Raw genomic sequence first — 16,131 nt, forward strand, 5'->3', positions numbered from 1 at the left:
TTAAGCGTAAATAATAAGAATGTCATAATTAAAATTTCGTTAATAATCGTTTTGATTTGAATTATTTAAAGATTCACTCTTTTTTTTGCATAAAAAAAAGCCCTGATATTTAAAAATCAGGGCTTTTTTAATTATTTGTGTTAACAAATAAACCTACTTGTTTTTTAAAAAATGATTCAATAAAAATTGTGTAGAACTATCGTGATTTTTAACTTCTTTAGAATTAATTTCATCCAATATTGAATTGGCTAACTGCTTCCCTAGTTCAACTCCCCATTGGTCAAAACTAAAAATGTTCCATATAATTCCCTGTACGAAAATTTTATGCTCATACATAGCAATCAATGAACCTAAAGATTTTGGCGTCAGCTTTTGAATCAAAATTGTATTAGTTGGTTTATTTCCTGTAAATACTTTGAAAGGCAAAAGTGCACTTGCCTTTTCTGCGCTTAATCCTTGTTTATCAAATTCTGCCTGAACCTGTTCTTGAGATTTTCCATTCATCAAAGCTTCTGTCTGCGCAAAAAAGTTCGACATTAATTTGTCATGGTGATCTTCATCTCCGTATAATGGTTTTACGAATCCAATAAAATCCGAAGGAATCAATTTAGTCCCTTGGTGAATTAACTGAAAAAACGCGTGCTGTGCATTTGTTCCTGGTTCACCCCAAATAATAGTCCCTGTTTCATAATTTACAGGCTTCCCGTCACGTCCAACACTTTTACCATTACTTTCCATTGTTCCCTGCTGTAAATAAGGAGCCAGTTTCTGTAAATATTGTGTATAAGGAATCAAGGCTTCACTTTCGGCTCCAAAGAAATTATTGTACCAAACGCTTAACAATGCTAATGTTACTGGGATGTTTTTGTCAAAATCAGCTGTTTTGAAATGCTCATCCATTTCATTAGCTCCAACCAACAAATCATTAAAGTTGTCAAAACCAACTGCCAGACTTATTGAAAGACCTACTGCACTCCATAAAGAAAAACGTCCTCCAACCCAATCCCACATTGGGAATACGTTTTCTGGGTTGATACCAAATTCAGTTACTTTTTGAATATTAGTAGAAACAGCCACAAAGTGTTTAGCGACATCTTCCTGCTTAGCTGATTTTAAAAACCAAGCCTTTATAGTTTCTGAGTTAGTTAAAGTTTCCTGAGTTGTAAAAGTTTTAGAAACAATAACAAATAAAGTAGTTTCAGGATTTAGTTTTTTAATGATTTCATTTACGTGATCTCCATCAACATTCGATGCAAAATGTACGTTTAAATGATTTTTATAGTATTGCAGAGCTTCAACAGCCATAACTGGCCCCAAATCAGAACCGCCGATACCTATATTAACAACATCAGTAAATGCTTTTCCTGTATAACCTGTTCTTTGTCCTGAAGTAACTTCGTTAGTAAACGATTTTACTTTATTCTTTACTTCATATACTTCTGGCATCACATTCACGCCGTCTACATTGATTACAGCAGATGCCGGAGCTCTCAAAGCAGTGTGCAGAACAGCTCTGCCTTCCGTTTGATTGATAATTTCTCCGCCAAAATAATCAGCAACAGCACTTTTCAAACCAGTTTCATCTGCTAATTCAAGCAGCAAATCAATAGTTTCTTGACTAATTCTGTTTTTAGAGTAATCAACTAAAAAATCATTCCATTTCAAATGAAACTTTTCGGTTCTTGATGAGTCAGCTTGAAACATTGCTGCCATTGAAGCATTTTGTATTTCAGTATAGTGTGCCTGAAGTTTTTTCCAGGCAGAAGTTTCGGTTGGGTTTATTGTATTTAAAGCCATTTTATTCTTATTTTTTATGTTGTGCAAATTTACTGAATTAAGTTTGAATGGACTAAAATCAGACAATTATATAACAATAAAAAAACAGCCTCAGATACACAAATTTTAAATCCTTTTTAATCTGTGAATCTGTGGCTAAAATATTTTTCGAAAGTGAGAACACTTAAACCCCCTAAAAATAAATTCAATTTGAGAATAACAATTTAACTCTTGAAATACCCTGAAATTTTTTATTACAAATTAGATACGCTATCCAATTCAAATTTTAAATGCTCTATTTTCTTCAAAAATCTTGCTTTATTTTTTGGATTCATTGGTTCTCCATTAGGCAATTTTAATCGTAAAGCATCGACTTGCACTCCATTTTTCCAAAAACGGTAACATACATGCGGTCCTGTAGCCAGCCCTGTACTTCCTACTAAACCAATAGTCTGTCCTTGAGTCACATGTTGTCCGCGTCGCACTAATATTCTGGACATATGTAAATATTGAGTCGAATAGACCTTATTATGCTTCACTTTTACAAAATTTCCATTACCCGCAGTATAACCTGTTTGCTCTACAATACCTGCTGCTGTAGTTGAGATAGGTGTTCCATATGGTGCTGCATAATCAGTTCCTTTATGCGCTTTCCAGATCTGCTGTACAGGATGAAAACGATTAGCACTAAAATGAGAGGTAATGTGACTAAATTTAATTGGTGTCTTAAGAAAGAAATTCTTCAGTGTTTTTCCATCTTCATCATAATAATCGACACTTCCTGACCCTTGATTTTGTTCGAATGGAAAAGCATAAATAATTTTGCCTTTATATTCAAAAAAAGCTGCCTGAAGACTGTCAACACCGTCATAAATAGAATCGTTAATATAGCGCTCAGTAAAAGTCAAACCAAAACGGTCTCCTTTTTTAACTTTAAAGAAATCAATAGACCATGCAAAAATCTTAGAAATTTTACTCGCTAGAGCACCTTCCACTTTTGCGTTATCTAAAGTTTCAGATAAGGATCCTTTTAATACACCGCCAATGGTTCTGCGTTTTAATGTTAAAGGTTTTGTTTTTTTAGAAGCTTTTGCAATTGAATCCCTTAAATCTATTACATAATAATGAAGCGCATCGGGCTGGTAGATAAAAACATTTAAAGTGTTCGTTTTATTCTTGGAACGAAGCAGTGTATACTTTTTATTAATTCTAATGGTACGCACATCAAAAGTATCTTTTACCTGAGCTACAATATCAAATACTTTTTTATCGCCAATATTTTGATTCTGCAGAATGCTTCCAAAAGTATCTCCAGGTTTTACCGAATCCAGAACAACATTAAAATCCGAAAACTTAAATCCAAAATCACTTTTTTTAGATTTTGGAATCACATGATTTTCTACAGCTTCCTTATCTTTATCACAAGAAATTAAGGAAAAAAGGACTGCCGCAATTACAATTATCTTTTTCAAATTATCTCTTTTTATCTTTAGTTTTCTACACCCCAATTAGCTAGTTCTTCCTTACTCCAAAGCTCAGGAAAAAAAATCCTTCTTTGGTATCTAGGGTGCATATATTTTTTCCAATCGCTCCCGCCGGTGGCTTCACCGTCTCCTTTACCGTTATCAATATATTTTCTGGTAGCATTCAGATGTCCCATAACCCAAGTAACATTTACTGTATGGTCATAATGACGCATCGCCTTAACTAATTCGGGATTTTCACGGTCAGTATCTGGCAGCTGTTTGAATTTCTGCCAAAGGTTTATCGTGTTGTATTCTTTCATTTGAGTTATAAATGCCGCTTTGTATTTACGTTCAAATTCTAAAAGTAAATAGGACTTCTCGCCTGTTTGATGATCCTTTCCCGCAGCCTGCCAATACATATGATCCAAGGCGTGTTCATAAGGCGTATTTCGGTCAATAGTGGAACGAAAACGGTAATCGATAAGATTAATTAAATCCGTGGAAGCAATCTCTATCATTCTGTACTGTGCGCTTTGAAAACCGCTTGCCGGAGTCAGCGTATTTCTAAACTTCATGTATTGCTCTACCTCCATTCCATCGCCCATAATATCAAAAGAAGTGGTAAGCATATCAAAGTATCGGCTGATTCTCATTAACCTTTCGGTAAAAAAAACTGCCGTCAATTTTTCAGCATAGGAAATCTGATGCATTTCCCAAAGTATCATTTTAAAAAGCAGTTCATTGACTTGATGATACATTATAAAAACCATTTCATCGGGCAGTGTTGTTCTCTGAATCTGCAGATTCAATAAAGCATCTGTCTGTATATAATCCCAATATGTTATTGGTTTTGACCAAAGCAATCCTTCAAGATGGGTTTCCGTTTTTTGATTAATCTGCTGGAATTTTTGATCAATTTCATCTAAAATTGATGCTGTGGTATCATTTATTGTCATTTTGCTTTTAATTTAAACGGATTATTTAACCCTTTGTAATCTTCCAAATCCGCTTTTAAAGACCCTACCAAAAGTGTTGCTTTTATCCGAACGGGGATCTTATTATAGTCGTCTGAAATCCATAAAGTTAAACTTTCCTCTTCTTTAAATATACGTCCAGACTGCACCAAAGGTCTAAAAATCATGGTCGAAACGACTCCAAATTTAGTTTTAATATCTTCTCTACCTATAAATTTTAACTTAAATTTTGTAATCTCTCCATCAAAAAACATGTCGATAATAACAGATTCTCCAGCTTTTATTTTATTGATATTGGGATAATTGCGCAGATAATAAAATGAGGAAAGAATATCCTGCGCGTTTTTGGGAAAATCGAAAGCCTTTTCTGTTTTGTGTTTATAATCTTTTACCAATATCCTGTTAGTTCTCTGATTGAAAAATCCTTCCTGATTTTTGGTATAACCGCCTTCATTGATTTTTCGAACAAAACGATACGGGTTCCTGGTTTCTTTGTCTATATAGCTTTCATAAACATCCTCAACTTCAAAAAAGAATTTGGTCATACCTGTTGAAAAGCCTTTTCCTATTACATGAAAAACTGGCTCATTATTCAGTGTTTCATCCTTAACTTCGATAGTTGCATAACCTGCATTTATAATACCGTAATGAACTCTAAACTTTAGAAATTCGCCTGCAGCAAAAGCTTCTTCCTTTTGTGTATCGAAACCTAAAGTGATAATCACTAACAAGAAAATTATAATTTTTTTCATTGGATTTCGATATATTATAAAAAATAAATCTCAAATGTATTAAAACAAAAAAACTCAGTCAAATTAATGACTGAGTTTTTATGCTATTAACTAACCAAAAAACTATAAATTATGAAAATTTATATGAAACTAAGAAGGAAACCACCCCTTCGTTGTTTACAGGTGCAAAGTTATTGCATAAATCGAATTATTTTTAGCAAAAAACCAAGTTTAACACAACATTTGCACCTTTAAGGGTTCTTTAACTATTATTTTTTTTGATAATGTAAAAATAATTGAATTTTACAGAGTTCCTCGTAATTCCTGTTCACGCTCAATAGATTCAAAAAGCGCTTTAAAGTTCCCCGCACCAAATCCTTTGGCTCCCATTCGCTGAATAATTTCAAAAAACAAGGTAGGACGGTCTTGAACAGGTTTGGTAAAAATCTGCAATAAATAACCGTCTTCATCGGCATCAACCATAATCGCCAGTTTTTCTATTTCATTCAAATCTTCTTTCATCATACTCATGTGTACGCCCAATCTCTCGGGAATGGCTTCATAGTAAGCGTGAGGAGGGGATGATAAAAACTCCACTCCTCTCGCTTTCAACTCCGAAACTGTTTTTATAATATCATCAGTAGCAATGGCGATGTGCTGAATTCCTGGTCCTCCGTAAAAATCCAGGTATTCTTCGATTTGCGATTTTTTCTTTCCTTCGGCTGGTTCATTGATAGGAAATTTGATTCTTCCGTTCCCATTGGACATTACTTTACTCATCAAAGCTGAGTATTCGGTATTGATTTGTTTGTCATCAAATGACAGGAAATTTACAAATCCCATCACATCTTCATAAAATTTAACCCAAGTATTCATTTCGTTCCAGCCCACATTTCCTACCATGTGATCTATATATTTAAGCCCCGTTGGTTCTGGATTATAATCGGATTTCCACTCTTTGTAACCTGGCAGGAAAACACCTTTATAATTTCTTCGTTCCACAAAAATATGAACCGTTTCTCCATAAGTGTAGATTCCTGAACGCACTACTTCTCCATACTCATCCTGTTCTACTGTTGGCTCCATAAAAGAACGAGCGCCGCGTTTCATTGTTTCTTCATAAGCGCTTCGGGCATCTTCTACCCAAAGTGCGGCTACTTTTACGCCGTCACCGTGCTTTTTCAAATGATCATGGATTGGAGAGTCCTGCGTTAAAGGAGTTGTCAAAACAATTCGGATTTTGTCTTGTCTCAAAACATATGAAGCTTTGTCTTTTACGCCTGTTTCTAAACCGGCATACGCCAATGACTGATAACCAAAAGCGGTTTTATAATAATGAGCCGATTGTTTTGCGTTGCCTACGTAAAATTCTACATAATCGGTTCCTAATAACGGAAGGAAATCCTGTGCTCCTTCAAATATTTTCTCTAATCCGTATTCTACTGATTTTATTTCTTTACTCATGATGTTTATTTGTTTAATCGGTCAATCGTTTATTTGACGAACCGAAATATTGTTGTAGATTGTGTTTTTCTTACCGCAAAGAGCGCAAAGTTTTACGCAAAGTTCCGCAAAGCTTTGTGTTCTTTGCGTGTACTTTTCTTGAGCTCTTTGCGGTTAAATATTTTTTTTATTCTGTCCAAGATTTATAATACTGTCCATCGTCTATTCCCATTGCTTCTTCGGTCACCATAAGCGGGTGAAAAGTATCGACCATTACGGCTAATTCCTGAGTTTCCTTATGTCCGATGCTTCGCTCCATCGCGCCGGGTGCTGGTCCGTGAGGAATTCCTTTTGGATGCAGAGTAATGTGTCCCTGCTCTATATTATTTCGGCTCATGAAATCGCCGTCTACATAATACAAAACCTCATCGCTGTCAATATTGCTGTGATTGTATGGCGCCGGAATGGATTTTGGATGATAATCGTATAATCTTGGCACAAATGAGCAAACCACAAAAGTTCCCGTTTCAAAAGTTTGATGAACTGGCGGCGGCTGATGTACGCGTCCAGTTATAGGCTCGAAGTTGTGTATACTGAAACCGTATGGAAAATTATAACCATCCCAGCCCACAACATCAAAAGGATGCGTGGCATAAACCACTTCGTGCATCATTCCTTCCTTTTTTATTTTGATGATGAAATCTCCTTTTTCGTCATTAGATTCTAGTTCGTTAGGCAAAATAAAATCGCGTTCGCAAAAAGGCGAATGTTCCAAATGCTGTCCCGATGCATTTTTGTAACGTTTTGGCGTGTAAAACGGAGAATAAGATTCTACATAAAATAAGCGGTTTACTTCTGAATTAAATTCAATCTGGTAAATAATACCGCGCGGAATAATCAGATAATCGCCGTACTCAAAAGGGATATTTCCAAGCATGGTGCGGAGTTTTCCTTTGCCTTTGTGAATGAAAATCATTTCGTCGGCATCAGCATTTTTATAGAAATATGCGGTTAGAGATCTTCTAGGTGCGGCCAGTCCGATGATGCAGTCTCTATTGACCAGCATGGGCTTACGGCTGTCCAAAAAATCGTCTTCGGGTTTTAATTCGAAACCTTTTAATAATAGTGATTTTATATTTTTCCCAATGGCTATTTTGGGTTCGACTGAATATGATTTTAAAATTTCCTTGACCTGAGTAGGTCTGTGAATATGATATGACAATGAAGAATTGCCATGAAAACCCTCTGTCCCAAAAAGCTGTTCATAATACAGTCCTCCTTTTGGATTTTCAAATTGGGTGTGCCGCTTTGGAGGGATATTTCCCAGTTTATGATATATTGGCATGACTTTTTAAATTAGAAAATTAGAAAATGTGTTAATTAGAAAATTATAACAATTACTATATCATTGAAAAAAGAAATGAAAACAATTAAAAACTGTTTTTACAAATCAGATCTCCTTATAGAATTATCTAATTTTCTAATTGAAGAATTAACCAATTAAAAAAAATCACTCTGGATTTCTCTTGATTAAGAATTGAAGATATTCTAATAAACCTTTCCAATTTGCTTTCATAATTACAAATGTCGTAATTTTTTTTAATAAAAAATGTAAATCAAAAAATAAATCCAACAGAAAACCAAAGATAAGAATTGGAGATTTCCGGTGACCATGAATATTTTATCTCAACTGGTCCAATAACAGTTTCCAATCCATAACCCAAAGCATATCCTGAATACTTTGGCAAAGAAATCCAATCTAACGATTTATAAAGATCATCGCCTAGATTAGCATAATTAGCAGAAAAATTAATATGGTTTTTTTTGAAAACTTCATAATCAAATGTAATGGTTGATTCCAAATAACCGCTTCCTGAAATACTTAAGAAATCATAACCATAAAAATACTTGAAATTGTTGGTATTATAATATCCATAACCCCCTAAAATAAAATCGAAATAAGGTATGCTTTTATCACCAACAGGTGTTCCTGCCTCGGTTTGAAATTTAATGGTTGCATTTTTAAAAACTGTTTTTGCAATACCTGCTTCGCCTTTTACTATAAAAAAAGGATTAAAATTAGCATCACTCTCTGAAGAAAACATATAAAACTGAGGGTTTGCTGAGAAATACCATCCCTTTTTTGGGAAGTATTTATTATCGTAGGAATCGTATTTGATATACCCGAAAACACTGCCGTATGTACTCTTTGTAATATTTGAATTCAGCTCAAGTGTTTCCGAAGAAATGTCAAGATATTCGAACTCTGCTCCAACACCAATAAGAAATTTTTGCGCAAATAAGGATTGAATGTATACTTGATTTGACAAATTTAAATAATCAATATTTATAGAATTTATACCGTTAATATTGTATGTTATTACGCTGACAGGTACATTTTTATTAAACTGGTTCAATTGTGATTTAAAACCATAACTCAATTGAAATCCGTTATCAATATAATAATCAAAATAATACCTTAGGTTATCTCCCAAAACCAAATCGGCAGATAAAAAGTCATTTTTAAAAAATGTTTTTTTATTGGTAATATTAGCAAGAACAGCACTTTTGTACAAGCCATCGTAATGCAGTGCAAATTTTAAATTTGTCTTTACAGGACTTTCCGTTAAAGTAAGAACCAAGTCATCGTATTCTCCGTTTTTGTCAAAATAATAACTGACATTGCTAAAATTCTGTGTGGCATTCAGGTTATTTATTCCTGTTTCCAAATCTCTAAAGCTAATTTTAGACTTGGGCTTAAAATTTAATTTACCAATAATATAATCCCTTGAATAATTTTTGAGTTCATTTATTTTTATGCTGACAATATTCAAGCTGTCGGTCTGCACTTTCAGTTTGGGTTTGTGATATGGATTAGCCTTATCTACCAAAAGATCTATTTTTTCATATATAGAAAAAGCCGCGTCCTCGCCTTTTTTAATAATTTCTGCCGCTTTTTCAAAAGATACTACTCCATAATTTTTAACATCAGGCTTTATATAGATTTCAGTCAGATTTGCATTTTTTTTCATTCTTTCAATCATCTGCAGATTGGTAATCTGAAAAAAAACTTTTGAGGCACTTCTAAGTTCATCTTTACTCAATAATCCAGATTGAACATCGACTCCTATTATAATATCAGCACCCATCTTACGAACCTCATCAATCGGATAATTATTAATTACGCCTCCATCAATAATTAGATTGTTATCAATGATAATAGGCGCAAATATGGAAGGAAGGGATGCACTGCCTGTTATGGCCTGAGACAAAATTCCTTTGTCAAAAACCACCTGCTCTCCTAGAGCGATATTGGTTCCAACACATACAAAAGGAATTGGCAGCTCATTAAAATTACGAACATGCCTTACAGGAAATGTCAAACGGCTCAATAAATTAAAATTGTACATTCCCTTGGACAATCCCTCGGGAGTACCAATACTAAATTTATTGAATGGAAGTATTAAAGCATACAATTCATCATTTCGTTTTTCATAGAAATTTTTGGAAGACCGAGGAATAAAGTCATTAATAACATTACTAAAATTAGTAGTATCAATAATAGAATCAATTTGTTTTGCATTGTATCCCATAGCATAAAGACCTCCAATTACAGCCCCCATACTGGTCCCGCCAATGTAGTCTATTTTTATTCCGGCATCTTCCAATACGTTTAATACTCCTATATGCGCAAATCCTTTGGCTCCTCCTCCACTTAGCACCAAACCTATTTTAGGTCTTTTGGGTGCATCCTGAGCGTTTGAGGCAATAGGCAATAAGCAATAGGCAATGATAAAAAAGGCTTTTAATATAAAAAACAGGCTGCTGCCAACCTTTGCCCATTCAATGCAGACAAAATCAATTTTTACTTTTGGCTGTTGCCTTTTGGCTGTTGCCTCAATTCTCATATTAAGTATTTTTATTGTAAAAGTCGGTAATTTTTTTGGCTTTTGATACACCTACAACCTCCGAAATTTCTTTTTCTGTCGCCAGTTTCAATCTTTTTACACTTTTAAAATGCTGAATCAAGGTAAGCATTGTTTTTTCGCCGATTCCTGGAATGCTTTCAATCGAAGAATTTAGTGCCGATTTACTTCTTTTATCCCTGTGAAATGTTATCCCAAAACGGTGTGCTTCATTTCGCAGCTGCTGAATAACTTTCAAGGTTTCCGACTTTTTATCTAAATACAATGGAATGGAATCTCCTGGATAGAATAATTCTTCAAGTCTTTTTGCAATTCCTATAATAGCAATTTTACCCCGCAGTCCCAAGGCATCAATACTTTTTAAGGCCGATGACAATTGTCCTTTTCCACCGTCAATGATAATCAGGTTAGGCAAAGGTTCACTTTCATCCAGCAGTCTTTTGTAACGGCGATAGACAATTTCTTCCATCGAAGCAAAATCGTCAGGCCCCACTACGGTTTTCACATTAAAATGCCTGTAATCTTTCTTACTGGGTTTTCCGTCCTTGAACACCACACAGGCAGCAACAGGATTAGTTCCCTGAATGTTCGAATTATCAAAACATTCTATATGTCTTGGTTCTACCGGCAAACGCAGATCGCTTTTCATCTGTGCCATTATTCTGTTGGTATGACGGTCTGGGTCTACTATCTGTAATTGTTTCAGCTGTTCAATTCTGTAGAATTTGGCGTTACGAATCGACAAATCCAATATTTGTTTTTTATCCCCCAGCTGCGGTACCGTAATCTTTATTTTTTCACCTAAATCTACTTCAAACGGAACAATAACTTCTTTGGATAGTAATTGGAAACGTTCTCTAAGTTCAATAATTGCCAATTCTAATAATTCTTCATCCGTTTCTTCAAGTTTCTTCTTGATTTCCATTGTATGGGATCGAATGATTGAACCATGTGATATCTGAAGAAAATTGACAAAAGCTGCACTCTCATCCGAAACTATCGAAAAAACATCAATATTGGTAATCTTAGGATTTACAATAGTAGAACGGGATTGATAATTCTCGAGAATTTCTATTTTTTCCTTTATTTTCTGTGCTTCTTCAAATCGCATATCCTGCGCCAGACTGGTCATCAAACGTTTAAAATCTCTCATGCTCTCCTTGAAATTTCCTTTTAGGATTTCACGGATGGCATCAACCTGCTTTTGATAATGTTCTAATGTTTCAAAACCTTCACAAGGTCCTTTGCAATTACCGATATGAAATTCCAGACACACTTTGAATTTACCATTGTCAATATTACTCTGATTCAAATCATAGTTGCAGGTTCTTAACGGATAAAGTTCCTTTATTAAATCCAGAATCGTGTGCACTGTTTTGAAATTGGTATAAGGTCCAAAATATTCCGATCCGTCCTTGACCATTCTTCGGGTGGCAAAAATTCGGGAAAAAGGTTCTTTCTTGATACATAGCCAAGGGTAGCTTTTATCATCTTTCAATAGCACATTATATCTTGGCAAAAGCGTTTTTATCAGATTATTTTCTAATAAAAGCGCATCTGTTTCTGTAGGCACAACTATGTGTTTGATAGTAACAATTTTCTTTACAAGCACATTGGTCTTTGCCGTATCATGAATTTTATTAAAGTAGGAAGCAACCCTTTTTTTTAGATTCTTGGCTTTTCCGACATATAAAATTTTCCCTTCCTTGTCATAATATTGATACACCCCGGGACCATCGGGCAGGGTTTGTATTTGCAGGGCTACATTAGGGTTGATCATTGGATTTTATGAATGCAGATTAACTTTCAGTATACAAATATAATCATTAATCTTTTTTGGTTCGAACTCTGTCTTTGCCAAAACATTCATAAGATGTTTCAGAAAGATATATCAATAAATAACGCCATTTTTAAATTTTCATTATTAAAATATTATAAATCCTATTTAAAATTTTAATAATAAATTTTAATTTTTTAATAACTAGAATTAAAAATTTAGTTATTTTATTTAAAATTTTTAATTATAAACAATAAATATTATAATGTAACATTAAAATTTTAAATAATTTTTATAATTTTAGATAAAATATTTAAATTCAATACAGTATGCCGATAGATAATTTAGGCAAAGTTCATTTTTCGAATACACAGATTGAGGATATAAATCAAGCCTTGGCAGTCTTAACGGCTGCTCTAGAGAATATGTCTGTAAATCTGAGCCCATCAGAGCATCAAAAATATGGACGCGTAAAAGAGAAAAACAAATTACTCATTGACAAGGTAAAAAACTACCATGATAACGAACCCCAATTGAGCTCTCCCGAGGTGGACTGGGATGAGTTTAATCGTGATTATAACAATCGTTTCCAAGTTTCGCAGATGCTATCCAAAATTAAATCTATCGAAAAACAGCTCATAAATATTAAAATACTGGGCGATTACGACAATTATAGTGATGCCCTGAGAGATTATCAATATGCCAAATACAAAAACAGGTTTGCTTCTGAATATGGCTATGAAAGAAAAATTGAAGATATGATAGGTTTTTTTCCCCGGACAGGAATAACCAAAAAGAAGATCTAAAAGCTCCTATGACAATCAATTCCTTGCCGGAGTACATGTTTTTTAACTTTTTTAAATATTTATGTTTCTATCTGTAATCTGGTAATTTGGCCTAAAAAATAATTTCTATATTTAGGCTTTTATTTTACAGGATGAAAGACACAAAACCATTAATAATTTTTGGCGAAATTGTTTTGCCGGGAGAAAGCAAAACCATTCAGCTGGAAATTGCCCGATTGCATACCACTACCAAACTGACGATTCCAATAATTGTAAAACGTTCCAAATTAGAAGGACCTGTAGTGCTTTTTTCGGCAGGGATTCATGGTGACGAGTTTAATGGGATCGAAATCGTGAGACAGCTCATTACAAAAAAAATAAATAAGCCCAAAAAAGGAACCATCATTTGCATACCCATTGTAAACATTTATGGCTTTATCAACAAATCCAGAGAGTTTCCGGATGGAAGAGATTTGAACCGTGTTTTCCCTGGAAGTAAAAAAGGATCACTGGCCAGCCGGTTTGCCTATCATATTCTTTCCGACATTATGCCTCTTGTAGATTATGCTGTCGATTTTCATGCTGGCGGTGCTGGCCGCTTTAACGCCCCTCAGATCAGGCTTACGCCAAATAACCCCAGCGTGCAGTTATTAGCCGATGCTTTTAATGCGCCTTTTACCTTATTCTCAAAAAATATAGCAGGTTCGTTTCGAAGTGCAAGCGAAAAACTGAATGTGAAAATGCTGCTGTTTGAAGGCGGGAAATCATTAGACATAAATCATGAGGTGGCACAGGAAGGCATCAATGGGGTAAAGCGTCTTTTAAAACATTTGGATATGCTGGATTCAAAACATCATGCTCCCACACAAAAAAAACCAACAATTTATATTGAAAAATCGGGCTGGCTGCGTGCTAAATGTTCGGGTCTGCTCATCGATAATAATCTGGTTGGAGAATTTGTAAAAAAAGGAACCGTTTTAGGAATGATAACCGATCCTTTTGGAAAATTTGAACGAAAAATAAAAGCTCCAAATGACGGTTATGTACTCAATGCCAACCACTCACCCATCGTGTATCAAGGAGATGCTATTTACCATCTTTCGAACACTGCCGAAGAAGACAGCGAGTAAAACCTAACAATTATCATATTTTTCAACAGTCAATACTCTTATTTTTGAATAAAAATAGAGATTATGCTGTATTGGAAAAAGTTATCCCAAAAAGAAAGACAAGCCCGAATCGAAAAAGCCCTTGAAGAAAACGTAAACTTTACTTTGGATACTTCTTTGGGTTATCCAGCTTCAAAATTAGACAGTAAGGTATATTATGAGGAAGCCTCATTCTTAGCCGATGCCCCTACTTTAAAAACATATGTGGCCAATCCAAACCATATTGGATGCCACACTTTAGGCAGTTCAGAAAAAGCATTCAAAGGCACTCAGGAAATGGAACGCGAAGTACTGGATGTCCTTGCAGCAGATATTTTTAAAGCCCAGCCAAAATCCTATGATGGGTACATTTCACCAGGAGGAACCGAGGCCAACATTCAGGCCGTCTGGATGTACCGAAATTATTTTATTGACAAACTTGGCGCAAATCCTTATGAAATTGCGATTTTAGCATCTGAAGACACCCATTACTCCATCCCAAAAGCATCTAACATATTGATGCTGGACTGGCTGAAAGTACCTGTCGATTTTGAAACGAGAGAAATTGATACTTTTCGATTGGAAAACATCATCATAAAGGCAAAAAAACAAGGAAAAAAATATTTCATCATCATCTCAAATATGGGAACTACTATGTTTGGGGCAATTGACAATCCAAATGATTATGTCCAGGTTCTGGAAAAACACCATCTCATTTATAAAATACACCTTGATGCAGCCTATGGCGGTTTTATCTATCCTTTCAGCAATCGGGATTCAGAGCTGAATTTCGAAAATCCAAAAATCAGTTCCATAACTATCGATGCTCACAAAATGCTGCAGGCACCTTATGGAACCGGAATTTTTCTTTGCCGTAAAGGATTAATAGAAAACGTTTTGACCAAAGAAGCAGAATATATAGAAGGAATGGATCTAACCCTTTGCGGCAGCCGGTCAGGATCTAATGCAGTTGCAACATGGATGATTCTGTTCGCTTACGGACCCTTCGGATGGTGCGAAAAAATACGGGTTCTGCAAATGAGAACGCAGTGGCTTTGTGATCAATTGGACGAATTAGGCGTTGCCTATTTTAGAGAGCCATTTATGAATATCGTTACTATTCAGGCGCAATTTATCAAAGAATCTTTGGTCAAAAAATTTGATTTAGTCCCACAAAAACACAACGGCGAAAATTCATGGTATAAAATTGTGATTATGGATCATGTAGAAGTAGATCATTTGAGTACTTTTATAGACGATCTAAAAAAAACACTTTATGTTAAAAAAAACATTACGGACAAAGTATAAGACACTGCGAAATGAACTGTCTGAAATTGAAATAGAAGAAAAAAGTCTGGCTATTGCCAATGTGAAATGTTTGGGACAAAACTTATTACCATGTTTTAGGTAGGTTTCCTCTGGGATCGCATTTTTAACAATCTCGCTTTTCCCAATTTAAATAAGTTCCATCTTTCAGTCGGTGAATTATATAAATACTACGAGTGCATTCATAATTGTTTTTTTGAAATTCTTTTAATGAAATGTAATTTATTCCTTCTAAAGTTTTTAATTTTTCTGGCTTTTTGATATTTAATGAAAAGGTAGAAGAACTATAAAAAAAAACAGATAAAAGTTGGTTTTCCTGGGCTAGGATATATGTTTTTATATTTTTTTAACCCTATGTGTCTTGCTTGTTTTGTTTCATAGCCCTTAAGATAAAAATTAAATTGTGCAGTTGTAGTGTCTTTATTTATAAAGTAACTAGCTATTTTTTTGTCTTTTAGGTCTATAACTACCGTTGTTGATTCTTGCTTTTTTATTTCTTGAGAAAAGGATAAACAAGAATTAACCAAACAAAATAAAACTAATATTTTTCTTAATACTATTGGCATGGCGAATTTGTGTTTATAAAATTATCGATAATTGCTAGAATCTGCAAACGTTCTTCTTTTGTTAAATGTTTCCAAGCAACAATAGGTTGGGGCTATTCATTTTCTTTTTCTAGTTTTGAATCTAATTGTGCCAAGGAGGACTTATATAATACTTTTGAACCCATTTCCCTTTTATCTTTTTCATTACAACAACAAAAGTGCTATAAGTTCCTC

12 protein-coding genes are annotated in these 16,131 nt (G+C 34.5%); 3 read left to right on the top strand and 9 right to left on the bottom strand.

The window, feature by feature from the left end; genetic code table 11:
- Window positions 1-153 precede the first annotated feature (153 nt).
- From pgi to uvrC, 8 genes are all read right to left on the bottom strand, one after another.
- Window positions 154-1,797, bottom strand: a complete 1,644-nt coding sequence (pgi, locus tag IRZ80_RS05340; RefSeq protein ID WP_194640522.1) for a glucose-6-phosphate isomerase — start codon at window positions 1,795-1,797, stop codon at window positions 154-156.
- 233 nt (window positions 1,798-2,030) lie between these two features.
- On the bottom strand, window positions 2,031-3,248 hold the full coding sequence (locus tag IRZ80_RS05345) for a M23 family metallopeptidase (RefSeq protein WP_194640523.1): 1,218 nt from the start codon (window positions 3,246-3,248) through the stop codon (window positions 2,031-2,033).
- Window positions 3,249-3,265: 17 nt separating this feature from the next.
- On the bottom strand, window positions 3,266-4,198 hold the full coding sequence (locus tag IRZ80_RS05350; protein ID WP_194640524.1) for a tryptophan 2,3-dioxygenase family protein: 933 nt from the start codon (window positions 4,196-4,198) through the stop codon (window positions 3,266-3,268).
- On the bottom strand, window positions 4,195-4,968 hold the full coding sequence (locus IRZ80_RS05355) for a DUF3108 domain-containing protein (protein WP_194640525.1): 774 nt from the start codon (window positions 4,966-4,968) through the stop codon (window positions 4,195-4,197). Before IRZ80_RS05355 ends, IRZ80_RS05350 begins: the two co-directional genes overlap by 4 nt.
- Window positions 4,969-5,250: 282 nt before the next feature.
- Window positions 5,251-6,411: a 4-hydroxyphenylpyruvate dioxygenase gene (gene hppD / locus IRZ80_RS05360; protein WP_194640526.1), complete on the bottom strand. Its 1,161-nt coding sequence runs from the start codon at window positions 6,409-6,411 to the stop codon at window positions 5,251-5,253.
- A 166-nt stretch (window positions 6,412-6,577) separates the two neighbouring features.
- Window positions 6,578-7,735 (bottom strand): homogentisate 1,2-dioxygenase, encoded by a 1,158-nt coding sequence (locus tag IRZ80_RS05365; protein WP_194640527.1) that lies wholly within the window; start codon window positions 7,733-7,735, stop codon window positions 6,578-6,580.
- A gap of 271 nt (window positions 7,736-8,006) precedes the next feature.
- Entirely contained in the window at window positions 8,007-10,298 is a 2,292-nt protein-coding gene (locus IRZ80_RS05370; protein ID WP_194640528.1) for a patatin-like phospholipase family protein, read from the bottom strand.
- A gap of 1 nt (window position 10,299) precedes the next feature.
- Window positions 10,300-12,096 carry an excinuclease ABC subunit UvrC gene (gene uvrC, locus IRZ80_RS05375; RefSeq protein ID WP_194640529.1) on the bottom strand — a complete coding sequence of 599 codons (1,797 nt, stop codon included), beginning with the start codon at window positions 12,094-12,096 and terminating at the stop codon, window positions 10,300-10,302.
- A gap of 326 nt (window positions 12,097-12,422) precedes the next feature.
- On the opposite strand from uvrC, the gene IRZ80_RS05380 reads away from it, so the two are divergent.
- From IRZ80_RS05380 to IRZ80_RS05390, 3 genes are all read left to right on the top strand, one after another.
- Window positions 12,423-12,899, top strand: coding sequence for a hypothetical protein (locus IRZ80_RS05380; RefSeq protein ID WP_194640530.1), 477 nt, complete (start codon window positions 12,423-12,425; stop codon window positions 12,897-12,899).
- 131 nt (window positions 12,900-13,030) lie between these two features.
- Window positions 13,031-14,008, top strand: a complete 978-nt coding sequence (locus IRZ80_RS05385; RefSeq protein WP_194640531.1) for a succinylglutamate desuccinylase/aspartoacylase family protein — start codon at window positions 13,031-13,033, stop codon at window positions 14,006-14,008.
- Window positions 14,009-14,071: 63 nt separating this feature from the next.
- Complete coding sequence (locus IRZ80_RS05390) at window positions 14,072-15,334, top strand: pyridoxal-dependent decarboxylase (RefSeq protein ID WP_194640532.1); 1,263 nt, start codon at window positions 14,072-14,074, stop codon at window positions 15,332-15,334.
- A gap of 302 nt (window positions 15,335-15,636) precedes the next feature.
- On the opposite strand, the gene IRZ80_RS05395 is transcribed toward IRZ80_RS05390, so the two are convergent.
- On the bottom strand, window positions 15,637-15,918 hold the full coding sequence (locus IRZ80_RS05395; protein WP_194640533.1) for a hypothetical protein: 282 nt from the start codon (window positions 15,916-15,918) through the stop codon (window positions 15,637-15,639).
- Between the last annotated feature and the right edge of the window lie 213 nt (window positions 15,919-16,131).

The sequence above is a fragment of the Flavobacterium sp. HJJ genome, assembly GCF_015351475.1.
Lineage (GTDB): Bacteria > Bacteroidota > Bacteroidia > Flavobacteriales > Flavobacteriaceae > Flavobacterium > Flavobacterium marginilacus.

Coding starts and splice junctions, on each gene's coding strand:
- IRZ80_RS05385 (WP_194640531.1), top strand. CDS start 13,031: ATGAAAGACACAAAACCATTAATAATTTTTGGCGAAATTGTTTTGCCG.
- IRZ80_RS05365 (WP_194640527.1), bottom strand. CDS start 7,735: ATGCCAATATATCATAAACTGGGAAATATCCCTCCAAAGCGGCACACC.
- IRZ80_RS05370 (WP_194640528.1), bottom strand. CDS start 10,298: ATGAGAATTGAGGCAACAGCCAAAAGGCAACAGCCAAAAGTAAAAATT.
- IRZ80_RS05355 (WP_194640525.1), bottom strand. CDS start 4,968: ATGAAAAAAATTATAATTTTCTTGTTAGTGATTATCACTTTAGGTTTC.
- uvrC (WP_194640529.1), bottom strand. CDS start 12,096: ATGATCAACCCTAATGTAGCCCTGCAAATACAAACCCTGCCCGATGGT.
- IRZ80_RS05350 (WP_194640524.1), bottom strand. CDS start 4,198: ATGACAATAAATGATACCACAGCATCAATTTTAGATGAAATTGATCAA.
- IRZ80_RS05390 (WP_194640532.1), top strand. CDS start 14,072: ATGCTGTATTGGAAAAAGTTATCCCAAAAAGAAAGACAAGCCCGAATC.
- IRZ80_RS05395 (WP_194640533.1), bottom strand. CDS start 15,918: ATGCCAATAGTATTAAGAAAAATATTAGTTTTATTTTGTTTGGTTAAT.
- hppD (WP_194640526.1), bottom strand. CDS start 6,411: ATGAGTAAAGAAATAAAATCAGTAGAATACGGATTAGAGAAAATATTT.
- pgi (WP_194640522.1), bottom strand. CDS start 1,797: ATGGCTTTAAATACAATAAACCCAACCGAAACTTCTGCCTGGAAAAAA.
- IRZ80_RS05380 (WP_194640530.1), top strand. CDS start 12,423: ATGCCGATAGATAATTTAGGCAAAGTTCATTTTTCGAATACACAGATT.